At 60.6% G+C, this 25175-nt stretch carries 29 protein-coding genes and 1 pseudogene; 13 read left to right on the forward strand and 17 right to left on the reverse strand.

Going from position 1 to position 25175, the window contains the following annotated elements:
• Positions 1-19: 19 nt before the first annotated feature.
• The 6 genes from AC3WOY_RS26155 to AC3WOY_RS26180 are packed head-to-tail and all read right to left on the reverse strand — an operon-like array spanning position 20 to position 9029.
• Positions 20-1213 (reverse strand): MFS transporter, encoded by a 1194-nt coding sequence (locus tag AC3WOY_RS26155; protein WP_492420125.1) that lies wholly within the window; start codon positions 1211-1213, stop codon positions 20-22.
• Between the two features lie 60 nt (positions 1214-1273).
• The gene (locus tag AC3WOY_RS26160; RefSeq protein ID WP_492420127.1) at positions 1274-3181 is read right to left on the reverse strand and encodes an IucA/IucC family protein; all 1908 of its coding nucleotides are present in this window, start codon (positions 3179-3181) and stop codon (positions 1274-1276) included.
• Positions 3182-3193: 12 nt separating this feature from the next.
• Positions 3194-4336 carry an NAD/NADP octopine/nopaline dehydrogenase family protein gene (locus AC3WOY_RS26165; protein WP_492420129.1) on the reverse strand — a complete coding sequence of 381 codons (1143 nt, stop codon included), beginning with the start codon at positions 4334-4336 and terminating at the stop codon, positions 3194-3196.
• 20 nt (positions 4337-4356) lie between these two features.
• Positions 4357-5403, reverse strand: coding sequence for a PLP-dependent cysteine synthase family protein (locus tag AC3WOY_RS26170; RefSeq protein WP_492420131.1), 1047 nt, complete (start codon positions 5401-5403; stop codon positions 4357-4359).
• Between the two features lies 1 nt (position 5404).
• Positions 5405-6823: a Y4yA family PLP-dependent enzyme gene (locus AC3WOY_RS26175; protein WP_492420133.1), complete on the reverse strand. Its 1419-nt coding sequence runs from the start codon at positions 6821-6823 to the stop codon at positions 5405-5407.
• Between the two features lie 40 nt (positions 6824-6863).
• The gene (locus tag AC3WOY_RS26180; RefSeq protein ID WP_492420135.1) at positions 6864-9029 is read right to left on the reverse strand and encodes a TonB-dependent receptor; all 2166 of its coding nucleotides are present in this window, start codon (positions 9027-9029) and stop codon (positions 6864-6866) included.
• Positions 9030-9703: 674 nt separating this feature from the next.
• Between AC3WOY_RS26180 and fur the strand changes: the two genes are divergently transcribed.
• Positions 9704-10117: a ferric iron uptake transcriptional regulator gene (fur, locus tag AC3WOY_RS26185; protein ID WP_492429111.1), complete on the forward strand. Its 414-nt coding sequence runs from the start codon at positions 9704-9706 to the stop codon at positions 10115-10117.
• A gap of 220 nt (positions 10118-10337) precedes the next feature.
• Here fur and AC3WOY_RS26190 read toward each other — a convergent pair whose 3' ends face one another.
• Both AC3WOY_RS26190 and AC3WOY_RS26195 read right to left on the reverse strand, forming a co-directional pair.
• On the reverse strand, positions 10338-11825 hold the full coding sequence (locus AC3WOY_RS26190) for a tyrosine-type recombinase/integrase (protein ID WP_492420137.1): 1488 nt from the start codon (positions 11823-11825) through the stop codon (positions 10338-10340).
• 2 nt (positions 11826-11827) lie between these two features.
• Positions 11828-12778 (reverse strand): DNA-binding protein, encoded by a 951-nt coding sequence (locus AC3WOY_RS26195; RefSeq protein ID WP_492420139.1) that lies wholly within the window; start codon positions 12776-12778, stop codon positions 11828-11830.
• Positions 12779-13083: 305 nt separating this feature from the next.
• On the opposite strand from AC3WOY_RS26195, the pseudogene AC3WOY_RS26200 reads away from it, so the two are divergent.
• Positions 13084-13407: pseudogene (locus AC3WOY_RS26200) on the forward strand (cation transporter); the annotation flags it as partial.
• A 35-nt stretch (positions 13408-13442) separates the two neighbouring features.
• On the opposite strand, the gene AC3WOY_RS26205 reads toward AC3WOY_RS26200, so the two are convergent.
• Positions 13443-14447 (reverse strand): site-specific integrase, encoded by a 1005-nt coding sequence (locus AC3WOY_RS26205; protein WP_492420140.1) that lies wholly within the window; start codon positions 14445-14447, stop codon positions 13443-13445.
• A 185-nt stretch (positions 14448-14632) separates the two neighbouring features.
• Here AC3WOY_RS26205 and AC3WOY_RS26210 point away from each other — a divergent pair, with 185 nt between their 5' ends.
• Positions 14633-15700, forward strand: coding sequence for a DNA-binding protein (locus tag AC3WOY_RS26210; protein ID WP_492420142.1), 1068 nt, complete (start codon positions 14633-14635; stop codon positions 15698-15700).
• Here the strand turns inward: AC3WOY_RS26210 and AC3WOY_RS26215 are convergent.
• A complete protein-coding gene (locus tag AC3WOY_RS26215) occupies positions 15675-16271 on the reverse strand; it encodes an HAD family hydrolase (protein WP_492420144.1) in 597 nt (198 codons plus the stop codon). The two genes, AC3WOY_RS26210 and AC3WOY_RS26215, sit on opposite strands and share 26 nt — an antisense overlap.
• Before the next feature lie 148 nt (positions 16272-16419).
• Between AC3WOY_RS26215 and AC3WOY_RS26220 the strand changes: the two genes are divergently transcribed.
• The 7 genes from AC3WOY_RS26220 to AC3WOY_RS26250 all read left to right on the forward strand — a co-directional run bounded on the left by AC3WOY_RS26220 (position 16420) and on the right by AC3WOY_RS26250 (position 21070).
• Complete coding sequence (locus tag AC3WOY_RS26220) at positions 16420-17253, forward strand: hypothetical protein (protein ID WP_492420146.1); 834 nt, start codon at positions 16420-16422, stop codon at positions 17251-17253.
• A gap of 955 nt (positions 17254-18208) precedes the next feature.
• The gene (locus tag AC3WOY_RS26225) at positions 18209-18535 is read left to right on the forward strand and encodes an HNH endonuclease (protein ID WP_492429411.1); all 327 of its coding nucleotides are present in this window, start codon (positions 18209-18211) and stop codon (positions 18533-18535) included.
• 9 nt (positions 18536-18544) lie between these two features.
• Complete coding sequence (locus AC3WOY_RS26230) at positions 18545-18886, forward strand: hypothetical protein (protein ID WP_492429412.1); 342 nt, start codon at positions 18545-18547, stop codon at positions 18884-18886.
• Positions 18883-19395: a hypothetical protein gene (locus tag AC3WOY_RS26235; RefSeq protein ID WP_492429413.1), complete on the forward strand. Its 513-nt coding sequence runs from the start codon at positions 18883-18885 to the stop codon at positions 19393-19395. Before AC3WOY_RS26230 ends, AC3WOY_RS26235 begins: the two co-directional genes overlap by 4 nt.
• A gap of 20 nt (positions 19396-19415) precedes the next feature.
• Positions 19416-19820, forward strand: a complete 405-nt coding sequence (locus AC3WOY_RS26240; protein ID WP_492429414.1) for a hypothetical protein — start codon at positions 19416-19418, stop codon at positions 19818-19820.
• A 120-nt stretch (positions 19821-19940) separates the two neighbouring features.
• Positions 19941-20315, forward strand: coding sequence for a hypothetical protein (locus AC3WOY_RS26245; RefSeq protein ID WP_492429415.1), 375 nt, complete (start codon positions 19941-19943; stop codon positions 20313-20315).
• On the forward strand, positions 20312-21070 hold the full coding sequence (locus AC3WOY_RS26250) for a GIY-YIG nuclease family protein (RefSeq protein WP_492429416.1): 759 nt from the start codon (positions 20312-20314) through the stop codon (positions 21068-21070). The genes AC3WOY_RS26245 and AC3WOY_RS26250 overlap by 4 nt, the downstream gene beginning before the upstream one ends.
• 9 nt (positions 21071-21079) lie before the next feature.
• Here AC3WOY_RS26250 and AC3WOY_RS26255 read toward each other — a convergent pair whose 3' ends face one another.
• From AC3WOY_RS26255 to AC3WOY_RS26270, 4 genes are all read right to left on the reverse strand, one after another.
• Positions 21080-21472 (reverse strand): hypothetical protein, encoded by a 393-nt coding sequence (locus tag AC3WOY_RS26255; protein WP_492429417.1) that lies wholly within the window; start codon positions 21470-21472, stop codon positions 21080-21082.
• Between the two features lie 124 nt (positions 21473-21596).
• A complete protein-coding gene (locus AC3WOY_RS26260) occupies positions 21597-21902 on the reverse strand; it encodes a hypothetical protein (RefSeq protein WP_492429418.1) in 306 nt (101 codons plus the stop codon).
• Entirely contained in the window at positions 21899-22198 is a 300-nt protein-coding gene (locus tag AC3WOY_RS26265) for a hypothetical protein (RefSeq protein WP_492429419.1), read from the reverse strand. The genes AC3WOY_RS26260 and AC3WOY_RS26265 overlap by 4 nt, the downstream gene beginning before the upstream one ends.
• An 86-nt stretch (positions 22199-22284) precedes the next feature.
• The gene (locus AC3WOY_RS26270; protein ID WP_492429420.1) at positions 22285-22698 is read right to left on the reverse strand and encodes a hypothetical protein; all 414 of its coding nucleotides are present in this window, start codon (positions 22696-22698) and stop codon (positions 22285-22287) included.
• Positions 22699-22838: 140 nt separating this feature from the next.
• Here AC3WOY_RS26270 and AC3WOY_RS26275 point away from each other — a divergent pair, with 140 nt between their 5' ends.
• The 3 genes from AC3WOY_RS26275 to AC3WOY_RS26285 all read left to right on the forward strand — a co-directional run bounded on the left by AC3WOY_RS26275 (position 22839) and on the right by AC3WOY_RS26285 (position 24082).
• Positions 22839-23117 carry a DUF5983 family protein gene (locus AC3WOY_RS26275; RefSeq protein ID WP_492429421.1) on the forward strand — a complete coding sequence of 93 codons (279 nt, stop codon included), beginning with the start codon at positions 22839-22841 and terminating at the stop codon, positions 23115-23117.
• Between the two features lie 102 nt (positions 23118-23219).
• Positions 23220-23534 carry a hypothetical protein gene (locus AC3WOY_RS26280; protein WP_492429422.1) on the forward strand — a complete coding sequence of 105 codons (315 nt, stop codon included), beginning with the start codon at positions 23220-23222 and terminating at the stop codon, positions 23532-23534.
• An 8-nt stretch (positions 23535-23542) separates the two neighbouring features.
• On the forward strand, positions 23543-24082 hold the full coding sequence (locus AC3WOY_RS26285; RefSeq protein WP_492429423.1) for a hypothetical protein: 540 nt from the start codon (positions 23543-23545) through the stop codon (positions 24080-24082).
• Between the two features lie 34 nt (positions 24083-24116).
• Here the strand turns inward: AC3WOY_RS26285 and AC3WOY_RS26290 are convergent, their stop codons facing one another.
• From AC3WOY_RS26290 to AC3WOY_RS26300, 3 genes are all read right to left on the reverse strand, one after another.
• On the reverse strand, positions 24117-24515 hold the full coding sequence (locus AC3WOY_RS26290; RefSeq protein WP_492429424.1) for a hypothetical protein: 399 nt from the start codon (positions 24513-24515) through the stop codon (positions 24117-24119).
• Positions 24516-24641: 126 nt separating this feature from the next.
• The gene (locus AC3WOY_RS26295) at positions 24642-24968 is read right to left on the reverse strand and encodes a hypothetical protein (protein WP_492429425.1); all 327 of its coding nucleotides are present in this window, start codon (positions 24966-24968) and stop codon (positions 24642-24644) included.
• 19 nt (positions 24969-24987) lie between these two features.
• A complete protein-coding gene (locus AC3WOY_RS26300; protein WP_492429426.1) occupies positions 24988-25167 on the reverse strand; it encodes a hypothetical protein in 180 nt (59 codons plus the stop codon).
• Between the last annotated feature and the right edge of the window lie 8 nt (positions 25168-25175).

Genomic DNA, 25175 nt, shown 5'->3' on the forward strand with positions numbered 1-25175 from the left:
CTCTTGCGAATGAAAAGGATTACTGCCGCGTCATGCCGGCGGGTTGAATCACAGCGTGTCCCCGTCTCATGGCCAGCGCGGCAACCGCGGCCATGGCGTAGAAAAACGCAACGAAGAAGTAGGTGTATTCCAGCCCGACGGCCTGACTCAGCCAGCCACCCAGCACAATGCCGCCGATCGATGATAATTGCGATGTGCTGTACGCGACGCCGAGGATATAGCCCTGCCGCAGGCTGCCAGCCACCCTGGATATCTGCGACATCAATACCGGCGTGGTCGCTCCCAGCAGGATGCCCCAGGCGAAATGCACGCCGATAAATACGCCGATATTGCGCGTGGCGCCAGCGACCGCCGTCAAGCCTGCGCAAGCGCCGGCGATGCAAGCGATCCAGCGGATCGTCTCGGACAGGGATTTCTTCTCGAAATGCTTCGCCCACATCGCCGCCGACAGAATGAAGCCCAGCGCGAGCAAGCCGTAGCACAAGCCCACCACCCAGTTGCTCACATCAAAGATCGAGCGGACATACAGGGAGAACGGGGTCTGGGTAATCATACGGCTCACGAGCAGTATGCCGATGACGCCAAGCAGGCCAAGAATGGGCGGCGAGCGCCAGGTGAGCAGCGCGCCGGCGTCCGCCGGACCGACGGCCGTTTGCGCGGCTGCTGGTGCTGCCTTCGCTGCCGGTGGTACGTTCGGCAATATCAGCCACGCGGCCAAGGCACACAAGGCGCACAGGGCCGATGCAGCAGCATTGATCCAGAAAAAGGTCGTGTAATCGAGAATCAGGCCGCCGACGACCGCACCGGCGAGTGATCCGACATTGGTCGATACCTGCAGGTAGGCGAACAGGCGGGCCCGGCGCGACGGCGATTCGATGGTGACTCCATAGGCTTGCGCAGGGGCGATGTATCCTGCGCAGGCGCCCTGGACGAAGCGCAGCGCGAGGATCATCCAGATATCGCTCGTGTAGGCCAATGCCAATTGGGTCAGGGACAAGCCGAGCAAGGCCCGGATCATCATCGGCTTGTGCCCGAACCGGTCGCCGATCCTCCCCCAGAATGCGCCGGTCAACACGATGCCGAGCATCGGCCCCACGTAGACTGCAATGCCGGCAAAACCTAACAAGAGCTCAGAGGCGTCGAGCGACTTCAAATGAAGGGGCCAGAAGGGGCCGCTCATTTCCATGGCGCCCATGGAAGTGAGCTGAATCACGAAGAGAACGTGAATCAGACGCGACGCTTGGCTCGGCGCTATGGCGGCGTTCGACATCGGTCAGATCCCGCCGTCCGCCGATACCAGCGGGTTGGGCAGATCATGCTGCAGACGGTAATTGGAGTACTTGAGCAGATGCATTCGCAGTACCGAGCGCGTCGGCCAGGGCTGCTCGAGAAACGCCTCTCGCTCCGTTGCCCATAGCGCCTGGGATACCCGCGGTGCCAGCACGTCGAAGGCACCCGCCGTCTCTTCACGCAGGATTTCCCACAGGCGAGCCGAGCCGAGTTCATACTCGCGCGTCAGCAGCATCGCCAGTTCGTGCAGGTGACAGACGAAGCAGGCATCCAGCACGAAAGTGCGAACCGGTTCGATATCGTCGGTGAAGACGGTAGGGAGAATTCCTGGATGGACATAGGGCTCGAGCCCGTATCCACGCTCGGAAAGCAGAGGCGCATAGGTGCGGCCATCCCCGAAATCCCGTATCAGAAGGCTTCTTGGCGTCCCATCTGCGGCGAACAGCACGGAAGTGTTCTGCTGATGCGCTTCAAGTCCGATTCCGTAGAGCAGATAGATGGCGATCACTGGACGCGTAACTGCTCGCGCATACTGCTTGAACCAGGTTTCCACCACTTCCGGAGCAGGACGAGTCCCATTGCGCTCGATCAGTTCCGTTACGAGCGGCCTGCCGTTCGCAGGCGAACCGGTGAATAACGCAGCGACCGTGACTGGAAGAAGGCCATCGGTCCGCTCGAAGGCATCCCGGCTCGCGCGATACGCGACCGACAAATGGCGCCCGGGCCGGTCTTCCTGCTTCACCGCATGCTTGTAGTGGAATGCCACTTCTTCCGGGAAGATGTCGAGCGCCTTGCCGAGTTCCTTGTCGGCGGCAAGAATGCTTTTGATCACCGTGCTGATGCGCGGCCCCATATGGATCGATTTCGCCTGCAGGCTGCGCTGTTCGCTCGTGAGCCACAACGCAATGGGCAGTTTGATGAACGGGGCGGCTTCAGGCTCCTGCGGCATCATGGTCCGGAACGACATGGTCGGCAGCGTCTCGACGTCCGGGCCATCCAGGATCAAAATGCCCTCCTCAATCTCTGCGGCATACTCCTTCCCCACATAATTTTCGAGGTGCCAGGAATGGATAGGCAGCGGAAGCCAGTCCCGTTCATTCAACCGTTTCGCGTTCAATCCGTCTTTCCAGCTGTTCCACAAGTCGGGAAAGTTGTCGGCGAACCAGTCCTGGTAACTGTGTACGTGGGGCATGCGTTCGATATAGGCCATGTCCGCACGCAAGGACGCGATGCGTACCCGGACCTTCGCATTGAACTCCGGCGACAGCAGGGCCACTTCCTCGGGGCTCAGGTCCGGCTTGGATTTCCAGGTCGGGTAGAACGGGTGGCCTTCGAGCGAACCCCATTGGTCCAGCAGCATCGCGGCGTCCTTGATGGTGGCGTGCTTGTGCAGGTAATCCGCAAGGCCGCCGGCACCGGCGGAATCGATGAGTTTGTTCAGGTCCGCAGCCCACGCATCCCGGTGGATACGGGCAAGCGCATCGTTGGCGATACTGTTCTCGATATCCGCCTTCAGGCCGGCAACGCCTTCTTCGCTGAGGGAAAAATCGAAGCAGGGGCGCAGCAGATCGATCAGTTGATCGGACGTGTCGATGGCAGTGCGCGCACCGCTGGATTCGATGAGGGTGATGGCTCCACGGTTGATGAAGGTATCCGCAGGCGCCGCCCACAGGTCTTCGAAGAAAACGAGCGCGTGCTTGTGCCAGAGTGGAAACCATGCACAGCATCCCTGAGGAGCGAATATGAGCAGGCTCTTGTCGAGGATTTTCTCGGCGAACAGGCAGCGGACGACGCGCCGCAAGGCATTGCGGTGTGCGAATGCCAGCGCGTCATTCTTGCGCTCCACATAGAAAGCGCTGTCGGGTTGCAACAAAATCGGATTGGTTTTCATAGGATAGAGGTGTCAGGCTGGCCAGGTTTCGGGAAAGTAGTCGAGCGCGGACCCGCGCAGACCACCCATGTAGGCGACATTCCAGTTGAATATTTCTTCGATATGCGGGACATTCAGATTCAGCCGCTTCGCCATCTTGACGAGCAGCGCGAGACCGTAGGCCACGTCCTCATGGAATGCGCGGCTTTCCTTGTCGATGACGTAGCCGGCATTGCCGTCCGCAGGCACCAGCGGCGCCTGGATCTCGTCATAGGCCCGGTTGGTTCGCAATACCGACAGCATCGTGCCGTGATCGCGTATCTGGTCTTCGTAGGCCTCGATGATTTCCTGCTTCAACGGCTTCACCGAAGACAGGTCCACGCCCAGGCGCTGCTCGATGGCCTTGCAAAGAAGCTGGCTCTCTTCGTCGCTGCGTTCCAGGAAGTACGCGCCCAATTCGGGGCAATCGGTCCACCAGCAGATGGGCGACGAAAACGTCTTGTTGTGCCACTGGCCGTATGGCCCGACCAGCCCGTATACCACCGAGGGGTGCATGATCGGGTTGCCGGGCGTGAGGGTGATTTCCAAGTAGTGGTTCAGCAGCTCGACGGGAGATTCGTACAGCCGCTGCAAATGTGCCAGGAGGGTTTGGCGCGCCGCTTCGGTCTCGCGCACATGCGTCCCGATGTAAAGCGTGCTCTTTGCCCCGCCCATCTTGACCGACACGCCAGGCGTCAGGTCGTAGGCAGTATGGGGCACGTCCTTCATGCCCCAGATGACGGCATTGGGCCGCTCGGCCAGGGCCTTCTCCGCCAGCCAGTCGAAGCCGCAGAAGCCGGGAATCGCTCCCACATAGACGGGCTTGTGCGACGGCAGGCTGGATGCGATCGACTGCAGCAGGTCCGGCCGCGCCTGCGCCGGCACCGTGATGACGACAACATCCGCGTCCGCCATGATGCCTTCCGGTTCACGCGCGACGGCATCCAGGCGGGCGTCGAGCGTTTTCCCGTCTGGCAGGATTGCCGTGACAAGGCCTTCGTCACGGCAATGCCGGTCAATCACGTCCTGACGGCTCGTGAGCAGGGATACGCGCACGCCGGGAAGCTGCTTGAACAGCACGGCATTCAGGTGCCCGGTTCTGCCCCCGCCGCAAACGACCACGTTCAACGGCTTCATCCTGCAATCCCTTTCCGGAGTCATGCCACGCTCAGACGTGGGACCGCGCGCGGCGCTGGTTCGCTCACGCTTTCCTGGGATAGCCAGGCGTCGAGACTCTCCCAGATACCCGGATCCAGCAGGTTGCGCTCTTTCAGCCAGTCCTCATTGAACACGGTGTGGAGATATTTTTCTCCGCCATCCGCCACCGCGGCCACAACATTGCCGCCAATCAGTCCGCTGTGAATGAATTCCAGCGCCTTGTAGATGACGCCACCCGTCGAACCGCCCACGAGCAGCCCGGTGTGTTTGGCGACATACCGGGCTGTCTCGAAGGCCTGCGAATCGGTGACCTGCACCCCCATGTCGATGCAACTGTAGTCGAGCACCAGTCCGACGGTATCGCCCTTGGGCGTGCCGGTTCCCGATTGATAATAGGGGCGGCCCGGCTGGCCGAACACGATCGAGCCGTCCGGCTCGACAGCGATTGTCTTGGTGTGGGGATTATGCAGCTTCAGTCCGCGTGCGATCCCTGTCATCGATCCGCCCGTTCCGACGCAACCGACATAGGCATCCACGGGGCCGCCGATCTGCTCGATGACTTCCCGTACAAAATCGAAATATCCGCCGGCATTGGCGATATTGTCCGACTGGTTCATGAACACGGCGCCCGGAATCTGGCTGGCCAGTTCGGCGGCCATGCGCTGGCGTTCGACGACGGCAACTTCGTCCTCCCGATAGTCTCCTGCGACGTAACGGATCTCCGCGCCGAGTGCGCGCATCACGGCGATCTTGTCCTGGGCCGCATGGTGGTCGACCACCGCGATGAAGCGCAGGCCGAATTCGATGGCCGTGATGGCAAGGCCGATCCCGGTATTGCCGGAAGACGACTCGACAATCACGCCACCCGGTTTGAGGCGCCCGGATTTGAGCGCCGCAATGACCATGTTGCGAGCCATCCTGTCCTTGATGCTGCCACCCGGATTGTTTTTCTCGATCTTGAGCAGCAACCTGGAGTTCTTTGCAGGAATCGGAATGCTCAGGATAGGGGTATTGCCGATCAAATCAGTCACTTTGTTCAGAATCATCTCAATTCTCCGTACTATCGTCAGGTGAAATAGTCATCTTTCCAGCTGCGTCGTAAGCGGCGGCAATCCTCCGCGGCATCGGATGACGGTGAAATTCGTTCTCCAGCAAGTCCATCTGGTAACCGGCCGTGTTGGCATACACGAGCAGGTCGCCGGCCTCCGGCATCCTGTCGAAGCCGATCAGCCGATTGGTGATGACGTCGTCGTCGAGGCAGCTGTGCCCCGCGATATAGGCCTGACCTGGCGCTGCACCGTTGTCGCCGGATTTCTCTGTCGCCACGAGTATCGGGTCGACCAGGAATTCGGAGGCGAACCAGGTTTCGCACGCGCTGAAGCTGCTTCCTTCGACGAAAATCACATGGTTTCCCGCTGCCAGCGGCTTCACGCGGGTAACCTTGAATACGGAAATGGCGGCCTGGTCGGCGAGGCTGCGCCCCGGTTCGAGCGCCAGAGTGAGATCCATCGCGTTCAGATATTCGGCGACCGACTGGCCATCCGCGCACGGCGACTTCAGCAGGCGGTCCAGCCATTCGCAGGCGCCGATGCGTCCGCCATAGGGATAGAAGGATTCGGGTACCTTGCCGTTGCGGTAATGCTCCTTGCACGGGTATTGCAGGAACGCCTCGTACTCGTCGCTGTCCACATACCGGATCGGCAGTCCGCCGCCGATGTCGATCATCCGCGGGCCGAGGCCCAAGCCGCGCGCCGCATCGATATAACGGACAAGTTCGCGCAGCGCCTGTGCCCGCGTTTCATGCGCATAGCCGCCGAGATGGAAATGGAATCCCTCGAATGCAAACTGCTTCCTCGCCTCAACGAGGCGATGCAGGCATCGCATGAGATCCTCTCCCCCCATCCCGAACCGGCTCGCGCGGGAGGCGTCGGGACGATACCGGAGAAGAATCCGCGCCCGGCGATCCGGTGCGAGCCTGCGGACGGATTCTTCCAGTTCCGCAAGCTCTTCGGCGGAATCGATCGAAATCAGTGCGCCGTTGGCGATCAGTTCGGCATGGAACGCCGCCGTCTTCGCCGGGCCGGTTGCGCAGAGTCTTGCCGGATTCGCTCCGGCACGCAGCGAATCCCTCATTTCATGGATGCTGGACACGTCCACGCCGATGCCGGATTCCACGGCGGCGCTGACCAGCGCCTGCGACTTGTTGACCTTCGCGCCGTAGAAGATCTCGAATCGCACCTGATGCGCGCGCAATACGGAACGAAACGCTTCCACGTTTTGCTTCAGGATATGCGGCCAGACAATGTTGAGCGGCGATCCATATCGGTCGGCCAAGGCCAGCAGCGTCTCCGGCGAGGAATGGACAAGGTCGGCGATCGACCGGTCGAGTATGGGCTTGAGCGACATCGGCTCCCGGATCTGTATCCGTCCCATGCCTGTTTCGGTCAATGGCTTGTCGCTTCGCATAGGCCGCCTCCCTTTTCCAGTATTGCGATTGCAGGTGGGATCAGAAATCCACCGAGGCGGACAACAGCACGGTACGCGGCGCCCCCTGCACGAAGCCGCCCCACGATGCCACGCCCGACCAGTAGTCGCGGTCAAATGCATTGAGGAGATTGGCCCGGAAGGTCGTGGATTTGCCGGCGACCTTGGTGGCATAACGCGCGCCAAGATCAACCTTGGTCCACGCGGGAAGGCGTGCCGTGTTCGCCTGGTTGACGTATTGCTTCCCGGTGTATGCAATGCCGCCGGTCAAGGTGAGTCCGGTTACCCAAGGCGTGTCCCATTCGGCGCCAACGTTGGCTTGCACCGACGGCACGCCGATCGGTGTCTTGCCGAGCGTGGCGGCGCTGTTGGTCTTCGTCAGTTCCGCATCGATCAGCGTCACGCCGCCAAGCAGCCTGACGCCGCGGGCTGCCTCACCCAGCACGTTGATCTCCAGGCCGCGGTTGCGCTGCTCGCCATCGACGCCGAAGACGTTGCCGGTCATCTGTCCGCTGGGCTTGGCGATCTGGAAGAGGCTCACCGTGGTCATCACGCGGCCATGATCGAACTTGACGCCGATCTCGTGCTGCTTGGCCTTGTACGGCGCGAAGACCTCGCCCGCATTGGCCGCCGTCGACGGGGCGGTATCGCCCTTGCTCAGCCCTTCGATGTAGTTGGTGTAGAGCGAGACGTTCTGCCAGGGTTTGAAGACCAGGCCGACCAGGGGGGTGACGGCGCTCTTGTCGTAGGAAGAAGTGACCGCGCCGGTGGTCGGATTGAAATTGTCCGACTCGACCTGCTGGTGACGCGCTCCGAGGGAAAGCAGCACGCGATCGTTCAGCATGGACAAGGTATCGGCGAGCGCAACACCGGAAAGCTTCGTTTCCGAGATTTTCGATACCAGAGCCGGCGCCGCGACAGCCTGGCTGGGATATGCCGCCGGCGTATAGATGTTGGAGGTTACCGCTGTGCCGTTTCTGGAACCCCGATCCAGCTGATCGCGATAAGTGCTTGCCTGCAGCGTGACGGTATGGCGTACCGCCCCGGTATCGAAGCGGGTACGCAGGCCGGCGTCGGCGGTCGACCGTTCGATGTCGAAGATGAAGTGAGCGGGGGTCGTGCGTACATCGCCGGCCGCATTCAGAATCTGCGGGCCTCCGAAAAGACGGTTAACGTCGGTCTGACTGCCGCCGGCGTTGGCGAACAGCGTCAGCTTGTCGTTCACGTCATATTCGGCGCGCAGCAAGACCGACTGGTCATCGATCTTCGCCCATTCCCATGCCTGGGAGACATTGCGGCGGCCGTCCGGCGCGTCGGGCACGGCGACTCCCGCCGCAATGGTAAACGGGCGCGAGGGAGCATCGAAGCGCTCCCGCTGATCGATCACATCGAGCGATGCCCGCAGCCGTTCGCCCTGGTAGTCGAGCGCCACGGCGCCGACGGTCGCTTTCCGGGACTGGTTGTCCACCGGCGTGTCGCCCTGGTGATGACTGCCGTTGAATCGCACGCCGAACTGGCGATCCGCGCCGAAGCGCCGGCTCACATCGAGATGGCCGCCACCCTGGGAGCTCGATGCATAATCGGCCGTGAACCGCGTGAGGTCGGTATTCAACGCGCGCTTGGGAACAATGTTGATGACGCCGCCGATGCCGCTGTTCGGGGACATGCCGTACAGCAGTGCCGCGGGCCCCTTGATCACCTCGACGCGCTCGACATAATCGGACAGCACGCGGAAATTGGGCGCCACGCCGTATTGCCCGTCAAACGCGATTTCGCCCAGGTTGCCTTCGCCAATCGGAAATCCGCGAATGAAGAAGGCGTCAAGGATGCCGCCTGTCTGGCCGGTCGCGCGCACTGACGCATCCTTGGCCACAACATCCGCCACAGTGGCGGCCTGCTGGTCCTGGATCATCTGTGAGGTATAGCTGCTGATGCTGAACGGCGCCTTCATGGCGTCCGCGTTACCGAGCAGCCCCAGCCGTGCGCCGCGCGCAGCTTGGCCGCCGGCGTAGGCCTGCGGAAGACCGCCGGACCGCTCGGCGCTCACCTTGATCTCGGAGAGTGTTCGCGCGTCTTCAACCGCCGCCTGTTGCTCCCCTTGCTTGGTCTGTGCTTGAGCAGCAAATCCGGTCACCAGCATGCCGGCGAAAGCCATGCGCATGGCAAACGCCAGCGGTTTGAGAAGCATGGCACCGGTATCAGGCGAAGAGATGGAAGGGCGAGTTATGGAGTCGGGCTGAGGCATCGCTAACATGATTGGCTTTCTTGAAGTACGAATAGGCGTGACGATTACGGCTCCCGGTCAGGACACAGTAAACATGACGAATGCAAGAAAACGCCGACCATGACGGCACCCATCAGTCCGGACGAAGCAACGGAACAGACGGAGGCAAACGGGAAGAGCGTGTTGCCAGCCGATCACGGGACGCGTAGTGCATACCCTTGCAAGCATCATTGACTGGCTGCTTTCCGAAGACAGGAAAGCTGGCTGGCTGAACGGACTACTGGATATATGACTGAAACAGCAGGTTGTTACCTGTTCGACATGACATCCATTGACGCCATCATAAGTCAAATGAGAATCATTTGCAAATAATAATTGTTCTCATCTAAACTTCAAGCTTCGATAGCTGCGAGACTTGCGGGAAGTTATCCATGTGCGCCTGTAACTGGTGATTGGTGATGCAAGAATTTCTGAAAACCAAACTTGTCGTTGAGTTGAACTGCATTTCACCCCATTCGACATGCACTCTGATGGCGTTGACAATGGACTATCCGTCCTGGCGCAATAAACTGATGCTGGTAACAAGAAAAAATGAGAAGAAGCCCTTTGGAACAAAAGCGGTTTTGATGAGCGCGCAAATGGACATACCCAAAGAACTACGCGACTCCGGTCTGAAAGCGACATTGCCAAGATTGCGTATCTTGCAGTTATTTCATGAACGCCAAATCAAACATCTGTCTGCAGAAGAGATTTATCGTTTCTTGCTGGACGAAAAAATCGATGTTGGACTTGCCACCATTTATCGCGTATTGATGCAGTTCGCCGAAGCGGGCATTCTCAGTCGTCGCCATTTCGAGTCCGGCGCAGCGGTATTCGAACTGAATGAGGGGCACCATCACGACCACCTGATCTGCACATCGTGCGGTAAAGTGGAAGAATTCGTCGATAACGAGATCGAGCGCCGTCAGGAAGAGATTGCGAAAGATCTCGGCTTTGTGCTTCAGGAACATTCGCTTTCCCTATACGGCATTTGCTCGACTTGCACGAAATAAGCCGAAAATCCCGCATATTGACCTGGACCGTAGCGATGCCCATCACGTCGTGCTGGCCATCGAAAACAAATGCGACGTGTTCCTGAGGTGCGATGAAAGCGCGATACTTAAGTATCATAAGGAAATCGAGCATCCTTTCCCGTCAATGAAGCTGATGCTGCCGTCCGAACCAATATCCAGTGGCTTGCTGGAGAAATCCTGAAATCACAGGCGAGCGGCACTATTTGCTTCCATCGGCAAAACTCCCCTCCACGAATGCCCGAAGCAGGGACAGGTCCGTCTTCGCGTAAGCGGCCGTCGTCTGTACCGACGCGTGTCCGAGCAAGGCTTGCGCGACCGGCAGAGGCACCTGGTGGTCGACCACCAACGCTTTGGCATAGGCGTGGCGCAGCCAGTGCGGCGACGCGGCGCGCAGCAGCACCGCTCGCGCCGGGTGGTCCGCCTGCAGGCCGGCGGCGACCGCCGCGAAGATTGCCTTCACCTCGGCGTACAGCCCGCCTTCCTGGAGCGAGCCGCCCTTGAAACCGTGGATCAGCGGCAGCACCTCGTGCGCGGCCGGATCCGCCGGCAGCCCGCGCGCCAGACGATAGGCGGCCAGCGGCCCGACTGCCACGGCCGGCAAGGGAATGGCGCGAGGCTTGTCGCCCTTGCCATGCACATACAACGTCCATTGTCCGCCGTCTTCGACCTCGACGCGCGGCAGATTGGTGTCGATCGACCATGCCAGCTCCGCCAGGCGCACGCCGCCATAACGGTACAGCGCCCAGATGGCGCGCCGGCGCAATGAGGCAATGTTATCTGCGCCGGACGACATCGCGGCCATCCAGGCATCGCACGCGGCGAGCGCCGCCGGCGCCAGAAAACGCTGCGGTGAAAATCCGGTCCGCGCCTGCGTTCCGGTCACGAGACCCGCGGCCGGGTTCGCAATCAGGTAGCCGGTCTCGAACCAGTATTGGTACAGGCTCGCGACCACGGCCAGCGCCCGCGCCAAGGTGCGTTCGCCAGGCGCCGTCGCGCGCTGCCGCCCGGTTGGCGTGACAATGGCGTGCGCCGTGCGGAGGTGATCGCGGTAGGCAAGTAGATCGTTGCGCGTGAGGTCGGACAGTGGCCCGAGATGCCGGTCGCGGCACCATCCGATCAGTCGGCGCAGATCGGCCGCGTACGCGCGCAGCGTGTGACGCGACCGGTTCGCGAGCTCGCGCAGGAACAGCGCGACGGCCTGGGCGTCGTCGAAGACCGCCAGCGTGTTCGTCGCGGCGTCACGGTTCACGAACCGGCCGCTCCGGAATAGCCATGCAACCAGCGCACCTGTATGGTGGGGCTCGATCGCGGCCAGGCACGCGTTCCCGCTATCGACGTTCTGCAGTACCGACATCGAGCCGTCCATGCGCCGGAAGCGCCGGCGGTGCGCGTGCAGCAATCGCTCCAGGACATTCTCCGGTTCCGGCGCGTCGACGGCAGCCGCTGTGCGGAGCCGGCCGCCTTCCCACCACTCGACGGCGTCGGGATAGTCGAGCAGCAGCTCGAACACGACCGGCTTGGCGGCTTTCGCCTCGCCGAACGACGGGAAGACTTGCTTGATCCGGGGCAGCGTCCACCGTTCGTAACAGGCATGGCCGAGCACATGGGTCAGGTAGGCGAGCGCGGCGTCGACGGTCTCCGGCAATGGTGCCGGCGGCGTGACGCCGTGGTCGAGCCAGCACTGCATGGTCAGCCTCCCTTGCGTCGCGGCGCCGCACGCTTGCCGCTGGGCTTCTCGGCCGGCGCGGCGGCGCGCTGTTTCGGCACCGGCGTCTTGGCGATCGCGGCACGCATCAGCTCATCGAGCTGCGCCCGCTGGCTGGCGTTGATCGCTTTCAGCGCATTCGCTTCGCCGACAGCCACCTGTCGCTTGTCGCGCTCGGCCGCCGCGTCAGCCTCGGCATGCGCGACCGCTTCTTCCAGCGTCGCGATGCGCCGTTCGGCGAATTTCATCTGTGAGGCGATGCGGCTTTGTTCCTGCTGCAGTGCTTGCCGCTGCTGCGCGGTTTCTTGAAGCAATTGCTTGGACAATCCGTCGTAACGCTGCTGGGCGGACGCCAGGCTTTCCGTATGGGATTGTGCCAGGGCGGCGGCGTGCAGGCGCGCCGCCCGTAATTCCGCCTGAAGTGCCTCCTGGCTTTCCTGGAGCGATGCCAGCTGCATGTTGGCGGCGGCCGAATCGGTGCGCGCCTGCGCCAGGTCGGCATCGCGCGCCGCCAGGAGGCCGCGCACAGCGTCCAGTTCTTCGCGAAGCATGTCGACCCGCAAGCTCGATTCGGTCAAGGTCGCCTGCGCCGCTTCGACGGTCTGCCTGGCCTCGGCCTTGAGCTTGACGACGTCGTCAAGCTGGACCGCTACCGCGGCGTGCCAGAGCTGACGCATCTGCTCGGCGATCTCGGCCGGGATGTCGGGCAGCGCGATGTCGGTCAAACCGGCTGTCACGATTTCGGATTCGACCGCGTTGATCGCGCGGCCGAGCGTGGCCGGGTCACCGCCGCCGAGGCGGTCCTTGAGCTTGCGCACTGACACGATGCGGCGGAAGCGCTCGCCCGTTGCGGGCGCGGCGTCGTGCGCCTCGGCGAGCATGGCGAGGATCGTGGAGCGGATTTGGTCGGGTGTGGCGATGGCGGCGCGCGGCATGATGGGCTCCGGATGCGGGGAGTCGGCGCTAATCTTACATTCATTTATAACGTTACGTAAGCCATAAACGTTAGATATAAATGTATCGATCGACGATAACAATTATTATCGTGGTAAAACTGGCAGAAACCGGAGGGGCGACGGCCAGAAGTGCCGAAACGTGATGTGCGCAGGGCGAGAATTGGCGAGGTAAAAGACCCAGACAGCAAGTGCCTGATTTAAAAAGGATTTGCGAGAGACGATCGGCTGGAACCCGCATGAATGCTAGGGGCGGCTACCGTCGTAAAATGCACGGAAATCAAAGGGACCCCCTCATGGGTATTGTCGGCGCAGGACTGGTTGCGGTTTGGGCCTATGGGTTACTGCGGGACTCCGGACGTGTGCTGCTCGATGCCGAGATGAATGCTCCTGTCGTGGCTGAAATCAGAGAGGTAATTGAGGCCAGCCCAATCAAGGCCGATATCTGTGATTTGCATGTGTGGCGTGTTGGCAAGGGCAAATACGCCTGCATTCTTGCTCTAGCGACCATGGATGAGGTCGAACCCGACTACTTCAGGCAGCAGCTGCGCATTCACGAAGAACTGGTTCATATCTCGGTTGAAGTGAATCGCCGTCGACCATCAACGTAACGCCCTAACTAACGCACCCTGGATTCGCAATAGGTTCATGGCTTGCGTCGCAATAGAATGCGCGCTGCATTTTCTTCAAACTGGCCCGCCTCCTCAATATAACCCTGGACAGTGCCATCGTGGCGCCAGCCGCCTTGCCGCTTGATATCACGGAAGTCTGCACCGGCACGGTGCGCACTGGTGGCCATGCCACGACGCAGGCTATGACTGGAGAGCTGCGGGGCATAGTCTAGTTGAAGCAGCGTTGCGCACGTCGCCAGTATGGTGTTGACGCTCGCTTCGTGCAATGCTTCGGGGCCGAGCTCGCCCCATTTAGTGATCGGACGGAATAGCGGTCCGGACGTAATGCCGGCGGCTGCCAACCAAGCGCGCAGCGCGCTGGCTGGGCAACAAGGGCCGCTGCCGTAGGGAATCGCCTTGACGATGCCTCGACCCTGCTGATCGGTTTTCGAGCGCGGCAACGTGATGACGATGCCTTCCGGCTCCCACACTATATGAGGGATTTCCAGAGCCACTATTTCGCTGCGGCGAAATCCACCGAAATAGCCGACCTGCAGCAGGGCATTGTCGCGCTTGGCTTTCAAGGTGTCGAGGCTAGCCAGATGCACAGCGATACGATCCAGATCTTCCAGCGGCAGCGCCTTGGCCTTCTTTTTCGGCTTTCCGTGCACGCGCTCTATGCCGGCCAGTGTTTTGCGCACGGTCGGCGTCGACGCCGGATCGGCAAAGCCTTGGTGAAGGTGCCACTGCGACAGCGCGGTCAGCCGCAGTGCCAGCGTGCGGGGATTCAACGACGCCGCATAGGCCAGTAGATACCGGATCAAAGCCGGCTCATCGCAGGGCAGCACACCGCCCCAGGCATGGAAATGACGAATCGCCGATCGGTAGGCGCGGCGAGTGTTCTCGGCCGTGGCGGCGGCTAGAAACGCGCGGTGCTGTGCAGTCAAATCGCCATCTATAACTGTACCTGCGTTACGAACAACGATTTCCTGAGCTACCTCGATAGATGAATTTGGGGGAAGAGGCGGATTTTCAGTCATGCAATTTTGTCGCTCAAATTCGAGATTTGTACCAGCGAGTTACTAAGCATAGCATGCAGCGGCCATCATAACCTGCGATAATCCTTCTTATCGCGCCTTTTAAATTCAAACTTTCAGACTGTCTTTATCGTTATATAAGATAATATTACGTGACACGTAATACATAACTTTATTTCGAGGTCTTGATGGCACGCGCCGGCATTCTCTATTCCCATGTCGCCCAAGCGGCGGCAACGCTGCTTCAAGACGGCAAAAATCCCACCGTCGACAGCGTGCGCGAGGCGCTGGGTAGCACCGGCAGCAAGAGCACCATCGCCCCTTTCCTAAAACGCTGGAAAGCCGAACAGCAGGATGCCATCGCCGAAGCCGAATCCGGCTTGCCGGCGCCCCTCCTGCAAGCCGTAAAGGGCTTGCACCAGCACATGCAGGCCGAGGCCAGTCAACAGATCGAACAGGCGCGGCAGGCACATGGCATCGCGATGGGCGAGGCTGCTGAACGGGAAAAGCAACTGCGCACCGGACACCAGGCAGCGCTGGCCGCCAATGCCGCTTTGACCGAGGAATTGGCGCGCGCAAGGGAAACGCTGTCGCAATTGAGCACCGCGCACCATGCGCAGACCGTCGCGCTGGCCACCGTGCAGGCAGAAAGCGCCGGCTTGCAGCAGCGCCTGGCCGATCGCGGCGCCGAAGTGGCGACGCTCGATCACCAGCTCACGCAGACGCGCGCCCAGTTCGAGCATTACCAGGAAGCCACCGCCACCCAGCGCGCCGAGGAGCGGCAAGCGTACGAGCAGCGCGTCGCGCGCCTCCACCAGGAGGTAGCGGACGCCAACCGGCACAACGCTTCCCAACAGACGACGCTTGGTCAGCAGGAGGCGAAGTTTGCGCATCTCGCCGCTGATCTGTCCAATCAGAAGCAGGCCTTGCGGGAATCGCAGGAAGCGTTGGCGGCCGAACGCTCAATGCGGGAGCGCCTGGCCGACCGGCTGGAAGATGCAACTGCGGCAAAAGACAGCCTGGCGGTGCAGCTCGCAGCCGCACAACAGCAGTTGTCGGACGTCCGCAGTGCGCTGGCCGCCAAGGAGCGGGAAGCAGTCATGCTGGCCGATCAAGCCCGGCGGGCCGAAACACGGGCCGATCAGTTGAACGAAGAAAAGCTCGCCTGGCTGCAGGAGCGTGCCATGCTTGAGCATCGCGCGCAGTCCGCGGAACCGAAAACCGCAACGCTTAGCGGTTCAGCCACCATGTCGTAAAGCTCGCCAGATCGGCATGCCGGGAATGCGCCCATGCCAGATCGTCGCCCGCGTTCGGAGATCCGTTTGGCTCGCGCAAGACCAGCGCCGCGTGGATGTCCACCGGAATACCGCGCAGGTACGGTAGAAAATCGTCGACAAAGACGACCGGGCGCAGCTCCCGCAGCGCGGCCGCCTTGGGACTGACGTCGACTCCGGCATTAGCCGTGGCAATCACGCGCTCGATCGGAAAGCCACATTGCCGCAAGTTGTCCAGCCGCGCCGCTTCAAACTGCGCCTGAATCGCGCTCACGCACACCAGCTCGTAGCCGGCTGCCGCCAAGGCGCAACACGCGTCCTGTGCGCCGGGCATCGCCGGAATAGTCGACCAATACTGATGATCGAAGCATGCGCGGAACTGCGCCAGTTCGGCGCCGGCAAGCCGCCGCACGTTCCATCGGTCGATCGGCCAATAGGCGAGTGGATCGCGCACCGCCGGCAGTGCGCCGAAGGCCTTGGCCCAGGCTTTGGCATACGCCTGATGGTAGTCGAGCAAGACGCCGTCGGCATCGAGAGCAATGATTGGTTTCATAACGGAATCATGCTAACGTCGATGCGTCTATCCATCAAGTCGCGCATGATGCTGTTTTTGCGTGCACCGCGAGTTATTCAGCGCCGGCCGGTAATAGCAGATGGCAGGACTGAGGTCAATTTGCGACTGCTTTTGTGAGGATTTAGAAATGGGGCAAGCGAAGATCAAGCAGCGCACGGCCTTTGCGCCGCAGCTGATCGAGGAATGGGAGGCCGACGATTGTGTCAACTTCGCCGTTGGACTGGCGCGGTTGACCGGGTGGCTGCTGCACGTGGACTGGTGGTCGACCTCGACCGAACACAGGGAGGACATTCCGCTCGACCAACTCAGGCCGTTAAGGGTGTATGTGGCGGATAACCACGATCAGATTTTCGATGTTCGCGGGACCAGGTCTATTCGCGAGTTCAGCGAGAAGATACTGTTCAAATTGATCCGCACGCGCGGATTAGGGAATGGGGGTGTTTACACTCGGTTCTACGACGAAAAAAAGCTCTCTTCGCTGCCTCTACGATGCCAACCCAATGAAGCAGAGATTTCGCGCGCAATCGAGGAGATTCGAGCTAATCCTCGCTTTCTTGCTGCGATCCCCGCGAGGACGCAGCCCTGTATTCCAGCGCATAACGCAGCTCAGTACTCCTACGGCCATTGCGCGGCGTTTGCTGAAGCGATGCGTGAACTGACCGGACTGCAGCCGGCAGCTCTCTTGGCGGTACGATTTTCACCGCTCTTTGAAAATACTTGGCGCAGTGAAAGTGGCTTTTTCCACAGTGTTGTCCTGCATCCAGACGGTATGGCCGAGGATGTTTGGGGAAAGTCCTCGGTCGAAGCCATAGCGAGCCGTTTCGGGGTGATCGAATTCAAAGTTAGCAGCGCTGAGCATCGCCGGGTTATCGAGAAAATTCGACAGTCCTCCAATGACGTCTACGAGACGGTACGAAAGGACGCCATGGACCTGATACAGGCGCATCGTCTTCGCAACTAAACGGACGTTCTAGATTTCGTATTTCTTCTTCAGATCAGTGGGTTAGGTAGGTTTTTGCGAAAAAAACCGTAATATCGGCCGCCCCTCGCTTCGGCGCAATCGAATTCGAGATCAGTAGCGAAATCCACCGCAAAGTCGTCGGAAATTTGCGTCAGGCGTCCGGCGAAATTTATGAGGCCGCATTGGAAAATGCTCGGGAGCTGATACGTGAATACTGTCTTGGCTTGGCACCGGCGTAACCGTCTGCATCGCCACATGCAGAGAAGAATTGAAAGTCTGGTTTTCCCTTTTAGATCATTGACTTAACTTAACTTTGGCGAAAAAAACACGAATGCCGGCCGTCCCTCTAGGGGCGTCCATCTCATTGCCAAAGTCAGCACAGCGCATCGACGGTCGATTTGCACGGGAATGTACGGTCACCTGATCGATCGTGTCATTTGGCACTTGGATTTTGACTGGAGGGCCGTAAGGGAAATATTCCTTCAAGGCGTCCGCCAAATCATCGAAATTGACCTTGGAGTGATTGACTCGTGGCGGGGGACGTCGCCCAGCGAGCGTGGCCGAAAAGTCCGGGGTTATCCAAAGCCCACATACCATTTGAAATCGTTTGCTCATTGTTTTCGATTGAGTTAAAGCGCGGGCGGCGAAACCAAAAAGCGATGCCTGTTGGCTCTTAAAGATCGAGCGCGAGATGGCGCTTTTGGACGGCCCGGATCTCTTCAGCGCACCTTGAAACGAAATTGCGGCTTAGAAATAGAAGTCCCGGCAGTTGCCGCAGAACTCCGATTTCTTCTCACCGGACGATTTCTGCAGATGACACAGTTTAACAGCTAGCACGCATGACGAATCCTGATAGTTGTATTGCCCGGCATAGTTACCCTCAGTATAGGTCGGCGTGCGAATTTGAATCCCAAAGGATCGGTTGATATTGTGGGTTCCAAGGAGGTGAAGAATCATGGAACTCACCATTATCAACACACACAAGAAGCTGTCGAAGAACACGATGCACAAGCTGCGTCAGAAGCAACGCTTGCTTGAATCACAGGACAACAGATGCTGCTACTGCGGCTGTGGCCTTACGCTCGAAACGGCGACGATCGACCACGTGATTGCACGCGCCGACGGAGGTGACAACACGCTTGAGAACAAGGTGGTGAGTTGCGTCGATTGCAACTCTTCCTTTGCTGATGCGTCGCCCAAGCAAAAGATCCTGACGATCTACCGTCGAATGATGAACGCCCTCTCAATTGCCCCGGCAGCGGCCCTGCCCGCCGCGGCGTAAGGAGGTGCCGTGCGTTACGACAAGATCAAGAAGCACGTTGCGGACCGAGTAGGCACGCAAATTCGGCACCTGCAGTGGGGTGAAGCCAATGCCGCCGCCCTGCTTGACGCAGTTGCTGAAAAACGCTCCGCGCGCCAGTCGCTCGCCGAGCTGGAAAAGCTGGTGCGCCGGATCATCCTCGGCTGGGACGTTCGCATGGTTGGCAAGCTCCGGGACCTCTTTCCCGGCTGCTTTCCCTCGTCGCTTCGGACCGGACCTCTGCTGGCCGCTCTCAGCGACGCCGGCGAATGGGAGGTCGTCCGGGACAACCGCCGCCACCTCACCCGACCAATGATTTGCGGAGAAGCATGATGGCGACCATTACCGAGGCACCTTATTCCCGCGATGTGCTGAACGGCTTGATCGAGGCGGAATTCGAACGCTTGGGCGTGCGGCTGCGCGAAGCGGTTGCGGTCCCGGACGGCCACGCCTGGAAGCGCTGCGGCGGCAACCCAACGCGCTGGGCCGGCAATGACCCGATCCTCAGCATGGAAAGCGGCGCGTCCTACTTCGTTCGCCGTGCCACGGTGGACAGCAATGATCCGTATCAGATTTCCATCGAGGTCCGGTTCTTTTTCCGGCGACGTCCATTGATCGGAAGACGCGGACGAGTGATGACAGCGGGAAGCGACGGCGACTACCGCACCATCGTTTGGTGCAGACAGGGCCGTCCGTTTGCCGGGATGGGGCAAAGCCTGCTCGGCAAGGACGACGCGGTATTTCTTCGCGCCCAGAGCGTTGAGGCACTGGCCGACGAAACGGCTCGCGTCGTGAACGCGGCGCTACAGACCATGAAGCATCCTGAGCCGCTTGCGGCCTGAATCCACGAAAAGGACACAGAATGAAATTCCTGAAGAATCTCCTCGCCAACGCCCTCGCACGCGCCGGGTTCGAGCAATCCGATGAAACGTCCTTCGATGAGCGCTTCAAGGCGCACGTCGCGTACTTCAGGGAGCGCCTCGCGTTCAATCAGGACTACCTGACTGCGCTCGAAGCCGCCCAGGTCCAGCAAGCTGAAGTCGCCGCCCTCGCCCAGAAGCAGGCCGAGGAGGCTGAACAGCGTGGCGACGCCGCCGCGGCGACCCGTGCCCGTTCGAAGGAAGTGACGGCACTGGCAGCCATCGCGGTGCTGGCACGGGACGTGGTGACCACGCGCACGATGGTCTCCGACCTGGAAGCGCAGATCGCCGTATTGACCGGGACTCCGCAGAATGAAAACCTGGTGGACGCGCTGCATCCGGCATAAAGGCGCGGGTAGCCCCACGGGTTGGGGGGCACACGCTTTCCGATTACAATCGACTTCGACGTGCGACGGACTCGTTCCGTCCCTGTAAAGTCTCACCATAACGACACAAAGGGGTAGGACATGGGCAAGCTTTTTGCGGATCAAATGGAGCGGGTGAAGCGCCAATACCCGCATATCGGCGACGGCTGGGAAGTGGCGTCCATGGCGCTGAACGTCGACGCGCTCCACGGAACCGCATCCGACATCCAGGACCGCAGCTCGCACCTGGAGAATGAGGAAGGGTATTTCCCCGAAGTCGCCCTGTCGACCGCCCTCTCCGAAAACGTGATGCAGCTGGATGCGCCCGATGGCTACATGTTCGTGCGCCTGGAAAAAGACGGCGAGCGGCCGATGCTGGTCCTGCTCGACATGGAGGAGAAGCCGGCCGCCGCGCAAGGACTTTTCGCCGCGTTTCAGCGCTTCATCAGTTCGCGCCTGAAGTCCGCCGCGGCATGATCCGCATTAACCTCAACAACAGCGGCATTTTCATCTCAGTCGGTGGACCGGACATGGAGCCGCTTGTTCGGGATCCCAACGCGCATCAGACCGCCCCGCGCAGGTATTACGTCTATGCCCACATGGACGACAAAGGCGTGCCTTTCTACATCGGAAAGGGGCACAAACGGCGCGCGTGGGACAAGGATCGGCACCCCTTGTGGCACCGGTACGTCGAGAAGCGCCTGCAAGGCAAGTACGGCGTCGTGATTCTGGCCGACGACATGAGCGCCGAGGACGCCGAGTCGCTGGAGTCGCAATGGATCGCCCAGGAGGCGAGCACCCTCGTGAACTGGGTCAGCATGGGCCGGAAGATGGACTATGCGGCGCTGGACCGGTATCACGCCGCGCGGCGCGCAAACCAAGAGCTGATCGCCCAGGCAAAGGCGATCGAGCCGACCGACCTGACCAAAGCGGTGGAGATGTACCGGCTGGCGCTGGTGGCTTTGCGGGAATACGTCGTGCTGGTTCCCGCCGAGGAAGGCCTGGTGGGCGATTTGTTGCGCGAGGAAATTGAAGAGTTCGGGCGCTATGGGGATGTGACAATCCTCGACAGGCTCACGTTGTGTCTGGTCAAGCTGAACCTGGTCGACGAAGCCCAGAAGGAAGCGGAGCAGTATTTCGCCGAGTACCGTGCCGATCTCGGACGGGCCGACGCGGAACGGATCCACAAGCGCATCAGTAAGGCGATCGCGAAGAAAACGCCCCGCCTGTAGCGCATCCCCTTAGAGCGAAAAGACGGGCACGCCGCCGGCGGCGTTCGCAATGGCTTCTGCCACCGTCTTCGCCGTTCCCATCGTGCGTGCCTTGTTCCATGCCGCTTGCAACCCTTCACTGCGGAACAACACGTCCGCCATCCAGGCAGCGCCACGGGTGGACTCCGCTTCTTTCCACTCAGCGTGGCTAAGCGTCATTTCGTCTTCAGCAATGTCGGAGCGGTAGACCGTCACCTGCACTTTGTCGGCAGCCGAAGCGGCGCGTGTGGCCAGCGGCAGGCGGCGCGGCTTGCTGGTATCAGGACGAACGGCCAGGCCGTCGCCGGTTGCGCGAAAGACTTGTTCGGCAACTGGCTCTTCGTGGCAAAGCAGTGTGGCGACGATGTTCATGTGGACGTACATGGCAACTCCTGATCTCGATAAATCCAGTTTACCGATCGGATCTCGGAAAGCCATTTCCGACGATTCATGCGATTGGCACAGGTCCTGCGCCTTGCTCTTACGCCCTGTGGTGGAGATCGCCCTGCTATTGCCGCCGTAGCGGTGCCAGTCCGCACGCTTTGCGCAGTGCCGCGTACTCCTGCGGTGTGGCTGTTTCAATGGCTCCGCCGCCGCCCACGAAGGTCCAGTTGCCGTCGCGTCCCTGCACGGCCTTGGCTGCACCACTGCATACCACCTTGGGATCAAAGGCGTTGGACTGCCAGTCGTCATTGGACTCATTGCCCATGGCGTTCGTGTCCATGCCCTTTGGGATGAGTTGGTCCATACGCATCGGCTGCGCAAGCGCCGCGCCGGCGACAAGCGGCAGCGCCAAAAGCATCAATTTCGTCATGCTGAAAGCGGTCGGGTGAAGTTGAAGTAGGCGTGAAGTGCGGCCAGCTCCGCTTTGTCCTTCACAAAGTAGTGGCCGTCGTCGTCGGGCTCGACGGTTGCCCGGCGGTTGCCGTCAGCCGTCTCGACGTATTCCTCGATCAGATGCTCGTAACCGTCGCCGTCGGCGGTTTCAATGTCGACGATCTCACCGGTCGCCAGGTCCATTGTTGCCGAGGTTTCCACCTCCCCTTCACTCCATACGGACGTGAAAAAGACCGGGATGGTTGTGGTTGCGGCACTTGCTGTGGTGTTCATGTTTGTCCTCGCTGACGGTTCTGCTTGATGGCTCCGATTGTAGGCACCTGGCGAGCGATATGCGAATTCGGACGCTGAAAGCGGTGTCACGGGCGGGGCTGTCGCGGCGCTTCGACAGGTGGGACATTGTCGCGCCACATGTGCATGAGGTGGACGGCATCCCGGTCGCTCATGTCCCAAATCCGCTGGATTGCGTCGCTGCCGATGCCGGCTACCCGCATTTGCGCACGGGTTCGCCTTTCGAGGATCAGCAGCAGCACCCAGCCGAGCACGGCGATGGCGGCTCCGGCAATCGCGAGCCATTCGATCACCGATACAAGCCAGGCGTCGCTCATCGGGCCGGGCAACTCGGCCGCAATCCAGGACGCGGCCAGCGTGATTGCCGCGCTGATCCCAATGCCCGTGCGCGAGCGCGCCGTTTTACGTCGGACGGCGACTGCATACAGGGCGGCGCCGCGCTGTTGCGGCGTCAGGGTGGCGAGTTGTTGAAAAAGAGGCATGGTGGGTGACAAGGTGAACCGCCATTGTAATCGTGCTTCGCCGGCCGCAGGGGCATTTAGGAGGCCACGGCGTCGATCTCGCAATTGGATTTGGCCTTGTGCCATCTCCATAATGGGTCATCAACATGAAGGAGCTGCAAATGAGTATTTACCCCTATCTGGACGTGTCCACCGGCCACATCACCCAAGAAACGATGGCGTGGATGGGCCACCCGCCTGCCGACGCGCCGTTTGCCATCGCACCATACCAGCATGGTGCCTTCGTATCCGTGCCGTCCGACGAGCAGATCATTGACGAACTGGCATGCCCAGAGGACTTGCGCGTCGTAATGCAGCACGCTTACCGCGCCGGGTGTCTTGCCATCCGTTTCGACAGCGACGCGGACGTCATCCAGGCCCTGCCCTATTTCGACTGGTAAGCCTGTCGTTGGATGATCGAGACAGACAAACGCCGACAGGCAGCTGCAACTGCTTGTCTTGAGTATCGACTTCAAACGACAATGAGCGAAAGGATTGAAGATATGAATACTGATTTCGTTACCGATGCTCCGCTGTGGGCGTTGGTGCTGGCCGCGTTTTTGACGGTGGCCATCTATGCCATCGACCTGCTCATTCGCTGGAAATCCATTCGAGTGAGCACGTTGCGCAGTTTTCCGTTTACCGGCGTGGCGGGCTTCACCACTGCCTTTCTTGTCACCGTCGCAGGCGTCGCGGTAAGCACCGAAGCAGCGCCCCTCTGGGTGCTTGGCGCGGCGCTTGCCCTGCCCGTCCTGCTCGCTGCCCTTGGCCAGGCGCTTTTCCGCCTGCGTATTTCCCGCCCGGTCGTGTTCGCCTGACTTAAATCATGCGCAGCCTGCTCGATGCCGTCGTGGGCTTCTTCAGCCGGCGTGACGCCGCGCAGGATGAGGCTGATCTCGCCGAGTACCGTCAAACGATGTTCGCGCAGTCGGTGCGCGATCTGACTGTCAACATGGAGCAGATGGCCGACGGGATGTTTGATGCCGACGCGGCGAAAGCGGACTCCGACCTGAGGGAGTATTGGCGCGCGCCGGTCACAGTCTCTCACGGCATTGTCACCGATGAAGACCATGCGACGGCTCCGGCTGAACCCCTTCCCGATCCAGCATCGATGTCCCTTGCCGATCGGATGCATTTTTCCTTCCTGACTGAGCAGGAGCAGGCCGCGGCCATGGAGAGCATGCTAGAGCATGAGGAAGCAACCGCCCGGTTTTGGGAAGAGATGGAGGAGCAGCGGCGGTTCTGGGACGACTTTGACGAGGATTTTAAGCGGCGCTGGGAAGACGATTCCAGTCCAGAGGACGACTCCTGGCTGCACGACACCTCCATCGCGGACGACATCCAGCAAGCGCTGGACGACGACTGACAGCAGTTCGTGGCATCCCGAGTGGTAGGCGGGATCAATGCCCGATCACGACAGACACGCCCAGATCGCCGCCCGGCCCCTGGCGCGGATAAGTGAGTAGTACGCGAGCTCCCCGCCCTCCGACGCGCTCCGCATACTCGCTGGCCGATAGCGGCCGAACATCCCCTGTCACCTCGGTATCTTTGTAGCGGAAGAAAAATGGTTTGTTGCTTCCCGGCGAGCTGCACTCGCCACCTTTGACGAGCGCAGGCGGCGGGCAGATCAACGGTCTACCGCCGTAGCCTTCGACGAGCTGCGATGAAGGGATGAACACTTCGCTGTAGGTACGGTAGGGACAGTAATAGGTGCCGAATCCTGTGTTTGGATCCTCACAAGGCGTCCTGCCGGCGCCGATCGCCAGCAACGTCACCAGCGCAGCCACTTCGCTTGCCATGACTGGTCCCCCGCGACGAAATTTCCTAATTAGATAGGTTGTCGCGCCTCGGAGTTCATCTTCGCCGCCGGGATGTCCCTTTTGCTTGACGGCAGGCAGAAGGCTGCACGGCCGGTTGGCTTGCGGTCAGTCCAGCACGTAGGTGTTGAAGAATTGCTGGATTGTGACCTGGTCGTTCTGATCAATGGCCTTCTTCAGCATGTCGAGGTGCTTGGCCAGTTGCTCGAGCGCGAAGGCGCGCAGCTCAGGTTGATTCTCCGCAATGCGGTCTTCATGGTCTGCGAGGACATCAGGGTCGGTGCTCTCGGGCGGCACCGCCATCGCCCGCAAGCTGCGTGCGGCGTGTTCCAGTGAGCCTGTTACGCTGACGCGCATACCTTTATAGGGTTCGGCCGGGCGAGTCGCATGGGCGAGCTGCAAGGCCTTCGCGGCATCTCCGAGGTTGTCGTGCACGGGGTCTCCTTCCGTTCGGTTAGATCACGGTCTTGGGATGCAGCGGATCTGCTCCGACGAACACGTCTTCCGGCGCCTCCGGCCACTCCCGGCGCACAGCATCAAAATTCCCTTCATTCCAGCAACGGAGAAAGGCCAGCCCGTCGTCTGTCTCGAGCGCGAACTGGATCGCGGCTCCTGCTGCATCGGATATCGTCATATAGGTTC

This window comes from Noviherbaspirillum sp. FW303-A3, from assembly GCF_058788695.1.

Bases quoted from the DNA above. Each gene is read 5' to 3' on its own strand.
- AC3WOY_RS26160 (WP_492420127.1), bottom strand. From the start codon at position 3,181: ATGAAAACCAATCCGATTTTGTTGCAACCCGACAGCGCTTTCTATGTG.
- AC3WOY_RS26165 (WP_492420129.1), bottom strand. From the start codon at position 4,336: ATGAAGCCGTTGAACGTGGTCGTTTGCGGCGGGGGCAGAACCGGGCAC.
- AC3WOY_RS26170 (WP_492420131.1), bottom strand. From the start codon at position 5,403: ATGATTCTGAACAAAGTGACTGATTTGATCGGCAATACCCCTATCCTG.
- AC3WOY_RS26175 (WP_492420133.1), bottom strand. From the start codon at position 6,823: ATGCGAAGCGACAAGCCATTGACCGAAACAGGCATGGGACGGATACAG.
- AC3WOY_RS26180 (WP_492420135.1), bottom strand. From the start codon at position 9,029: ATGCTTCTCAAACCGCTGGCGTTTGCCATGCGCATGGCTTTCGCCGGC.
- fur (WP_492429111.1), top strand. From the start codon at position 9,704: ATGGACATACCCAAAGAACTACGCGACTCCGGTCTGAAAGCGACATTG.
- AC3WOY_RS26190 (WP_492420137.1), bottom strand. From the start codon at position 11,825: ATGCAGTGCTGGCTCGACCACGGCGTCACGCCGCCGGCACCATTGCCG.
- AC3WOY_RS26195 (WP_492420139.1), bottom strand. From the start codon at position 12,778: ATGCCGCGCGCCGCCATCGCCACACCCGACCAAATCCGCTCCACGATC.
- AC3WOY_RS26205 (WP_492420140.1), bottom strand. From the start codon at position 14,447: ATGACTGAAAATCCGCCTCTTCCCCCAAATTCATCTATCGAGGTAGCT.
- AC3WOY_RS26210 (WP_492420142.1), top strand. From the start codon at position 14,633: ATGGCACGCGCCGGCATTCTCTATTCCCATGTCGCCCAAGCGGCGGCA.
- AC3WOY_RS26215 (WP_492420144.1), bottom strand. From the start codon at position 16,271: ATGAAACCAATCATTGCTCTCGATGCCGACGGCGTCTTGCTCGACTAC.
- AC3WOY_RS26220 (WP_492420146.1), top strand. From the start codon at position 16,420: ATGGGGCAAGCGAAGATCAAGCAGCGCACGGCCTTTGCGCCGCAGCTG.
- AC3WOY_RS26225 (WP_492429411.1), top strand. From the start codon at position 18,209: ATGGAACTCACCATTATCAACACACACAAGAAGCTGTCGAAGAACACG.
- AC3WOY_RS26235 (WP_492429413.1), top strand. From the start codon at position 18,883: ATGATGGCGACCATTACCGAGGCACCTTATTCCCGCGATGTGCTGAAC.
- AC3WOY_RS26240 (WP_492429414.1), top strand. From the start codon at position 19,416: ATGAAATTCCTGAAGAATCTCCTCGCCAACGCCCTCGCACGCGCCGGG.
- AC3WOY_RS26245 (WP_492429415.1), top strand. From the start codon at position 19,941: ATGGGCAAGCTTTTTGCGGATCAAATGGAGCGGGTGAAGCGCCAATAC.
- AC3WOY_RS26250 (WP_492429416.1), top strand. From the start codon at position 20,312: ATGATCCGCATTAACCTCAACAACAGCGGCATTTTCATCTCAGTCGGT.
- AC3WOY_RS26255 (WP_492429417.1), bottom strand. From the start codon at position 21,472: ATGTACGTCCACATGAACATCGTCGCCACACTGCTTTGCCACGAAGAG.
- AC3WOY_RS26260 (WP_492429418.1), bottom strand. From the start codon at position 21,902: ATGACGAAATTGATGCTTTTGGCGCTGCCGCTTGTCGCCGGCGCGGCG.
- AC3WOY_RS26265 (WP_492429419.1), bottom strand. From the start codon at position 22,198: ATGAACACCACAGCAAGTGCCGCAACCACAACCATCCCGGTCTTTTTC.
- AC3WOY_RS26270 (WP_492429420.1), bottom strand. From the start codon at position 22,698: ATGCCTCTTTTTCAACAACTCGCCACCCTGACGCCGCAACAGCGCGGC.
- AC3WOY_RS26275 (WP_492429421.1), top strand. From the start codon at position 22,839: ATGAGTATTTACCCCTATCTGGACGTGTCCACCGGCCACATCACCCAA.
- AC3WOY_RS26280 (WP_492429422.1), top strand. From the start codon at position 23,220: ATGAATACTGATTTCGTTACCGATGCTCCGCTGTGGGCGTTGGTGCTG.
- AC3WOY_RS26285 (WP_492429423.1), top strand. From the start codon at position 23,543: ATGCGCAGCCTGCTCGATGCCGTCGTGGGCTTCTTCAGCCGGCGTGAC.
- AC3WOY_RS26290 (WP_492429424.1), bottom strand. From the start codon at position 24,515: ATGGCAAGCGAAGTGGCTGCGCTGGTGACGTTGCTGGCGATCGGCGCC.
- AC3WOY_RS26300 (WP_492429426.1), bottom strand. From the start codon at position 25,167: ATGACGATATCCGATGCAGCAGGAGCCGCGATCCAGTTCGCGCTCGAG.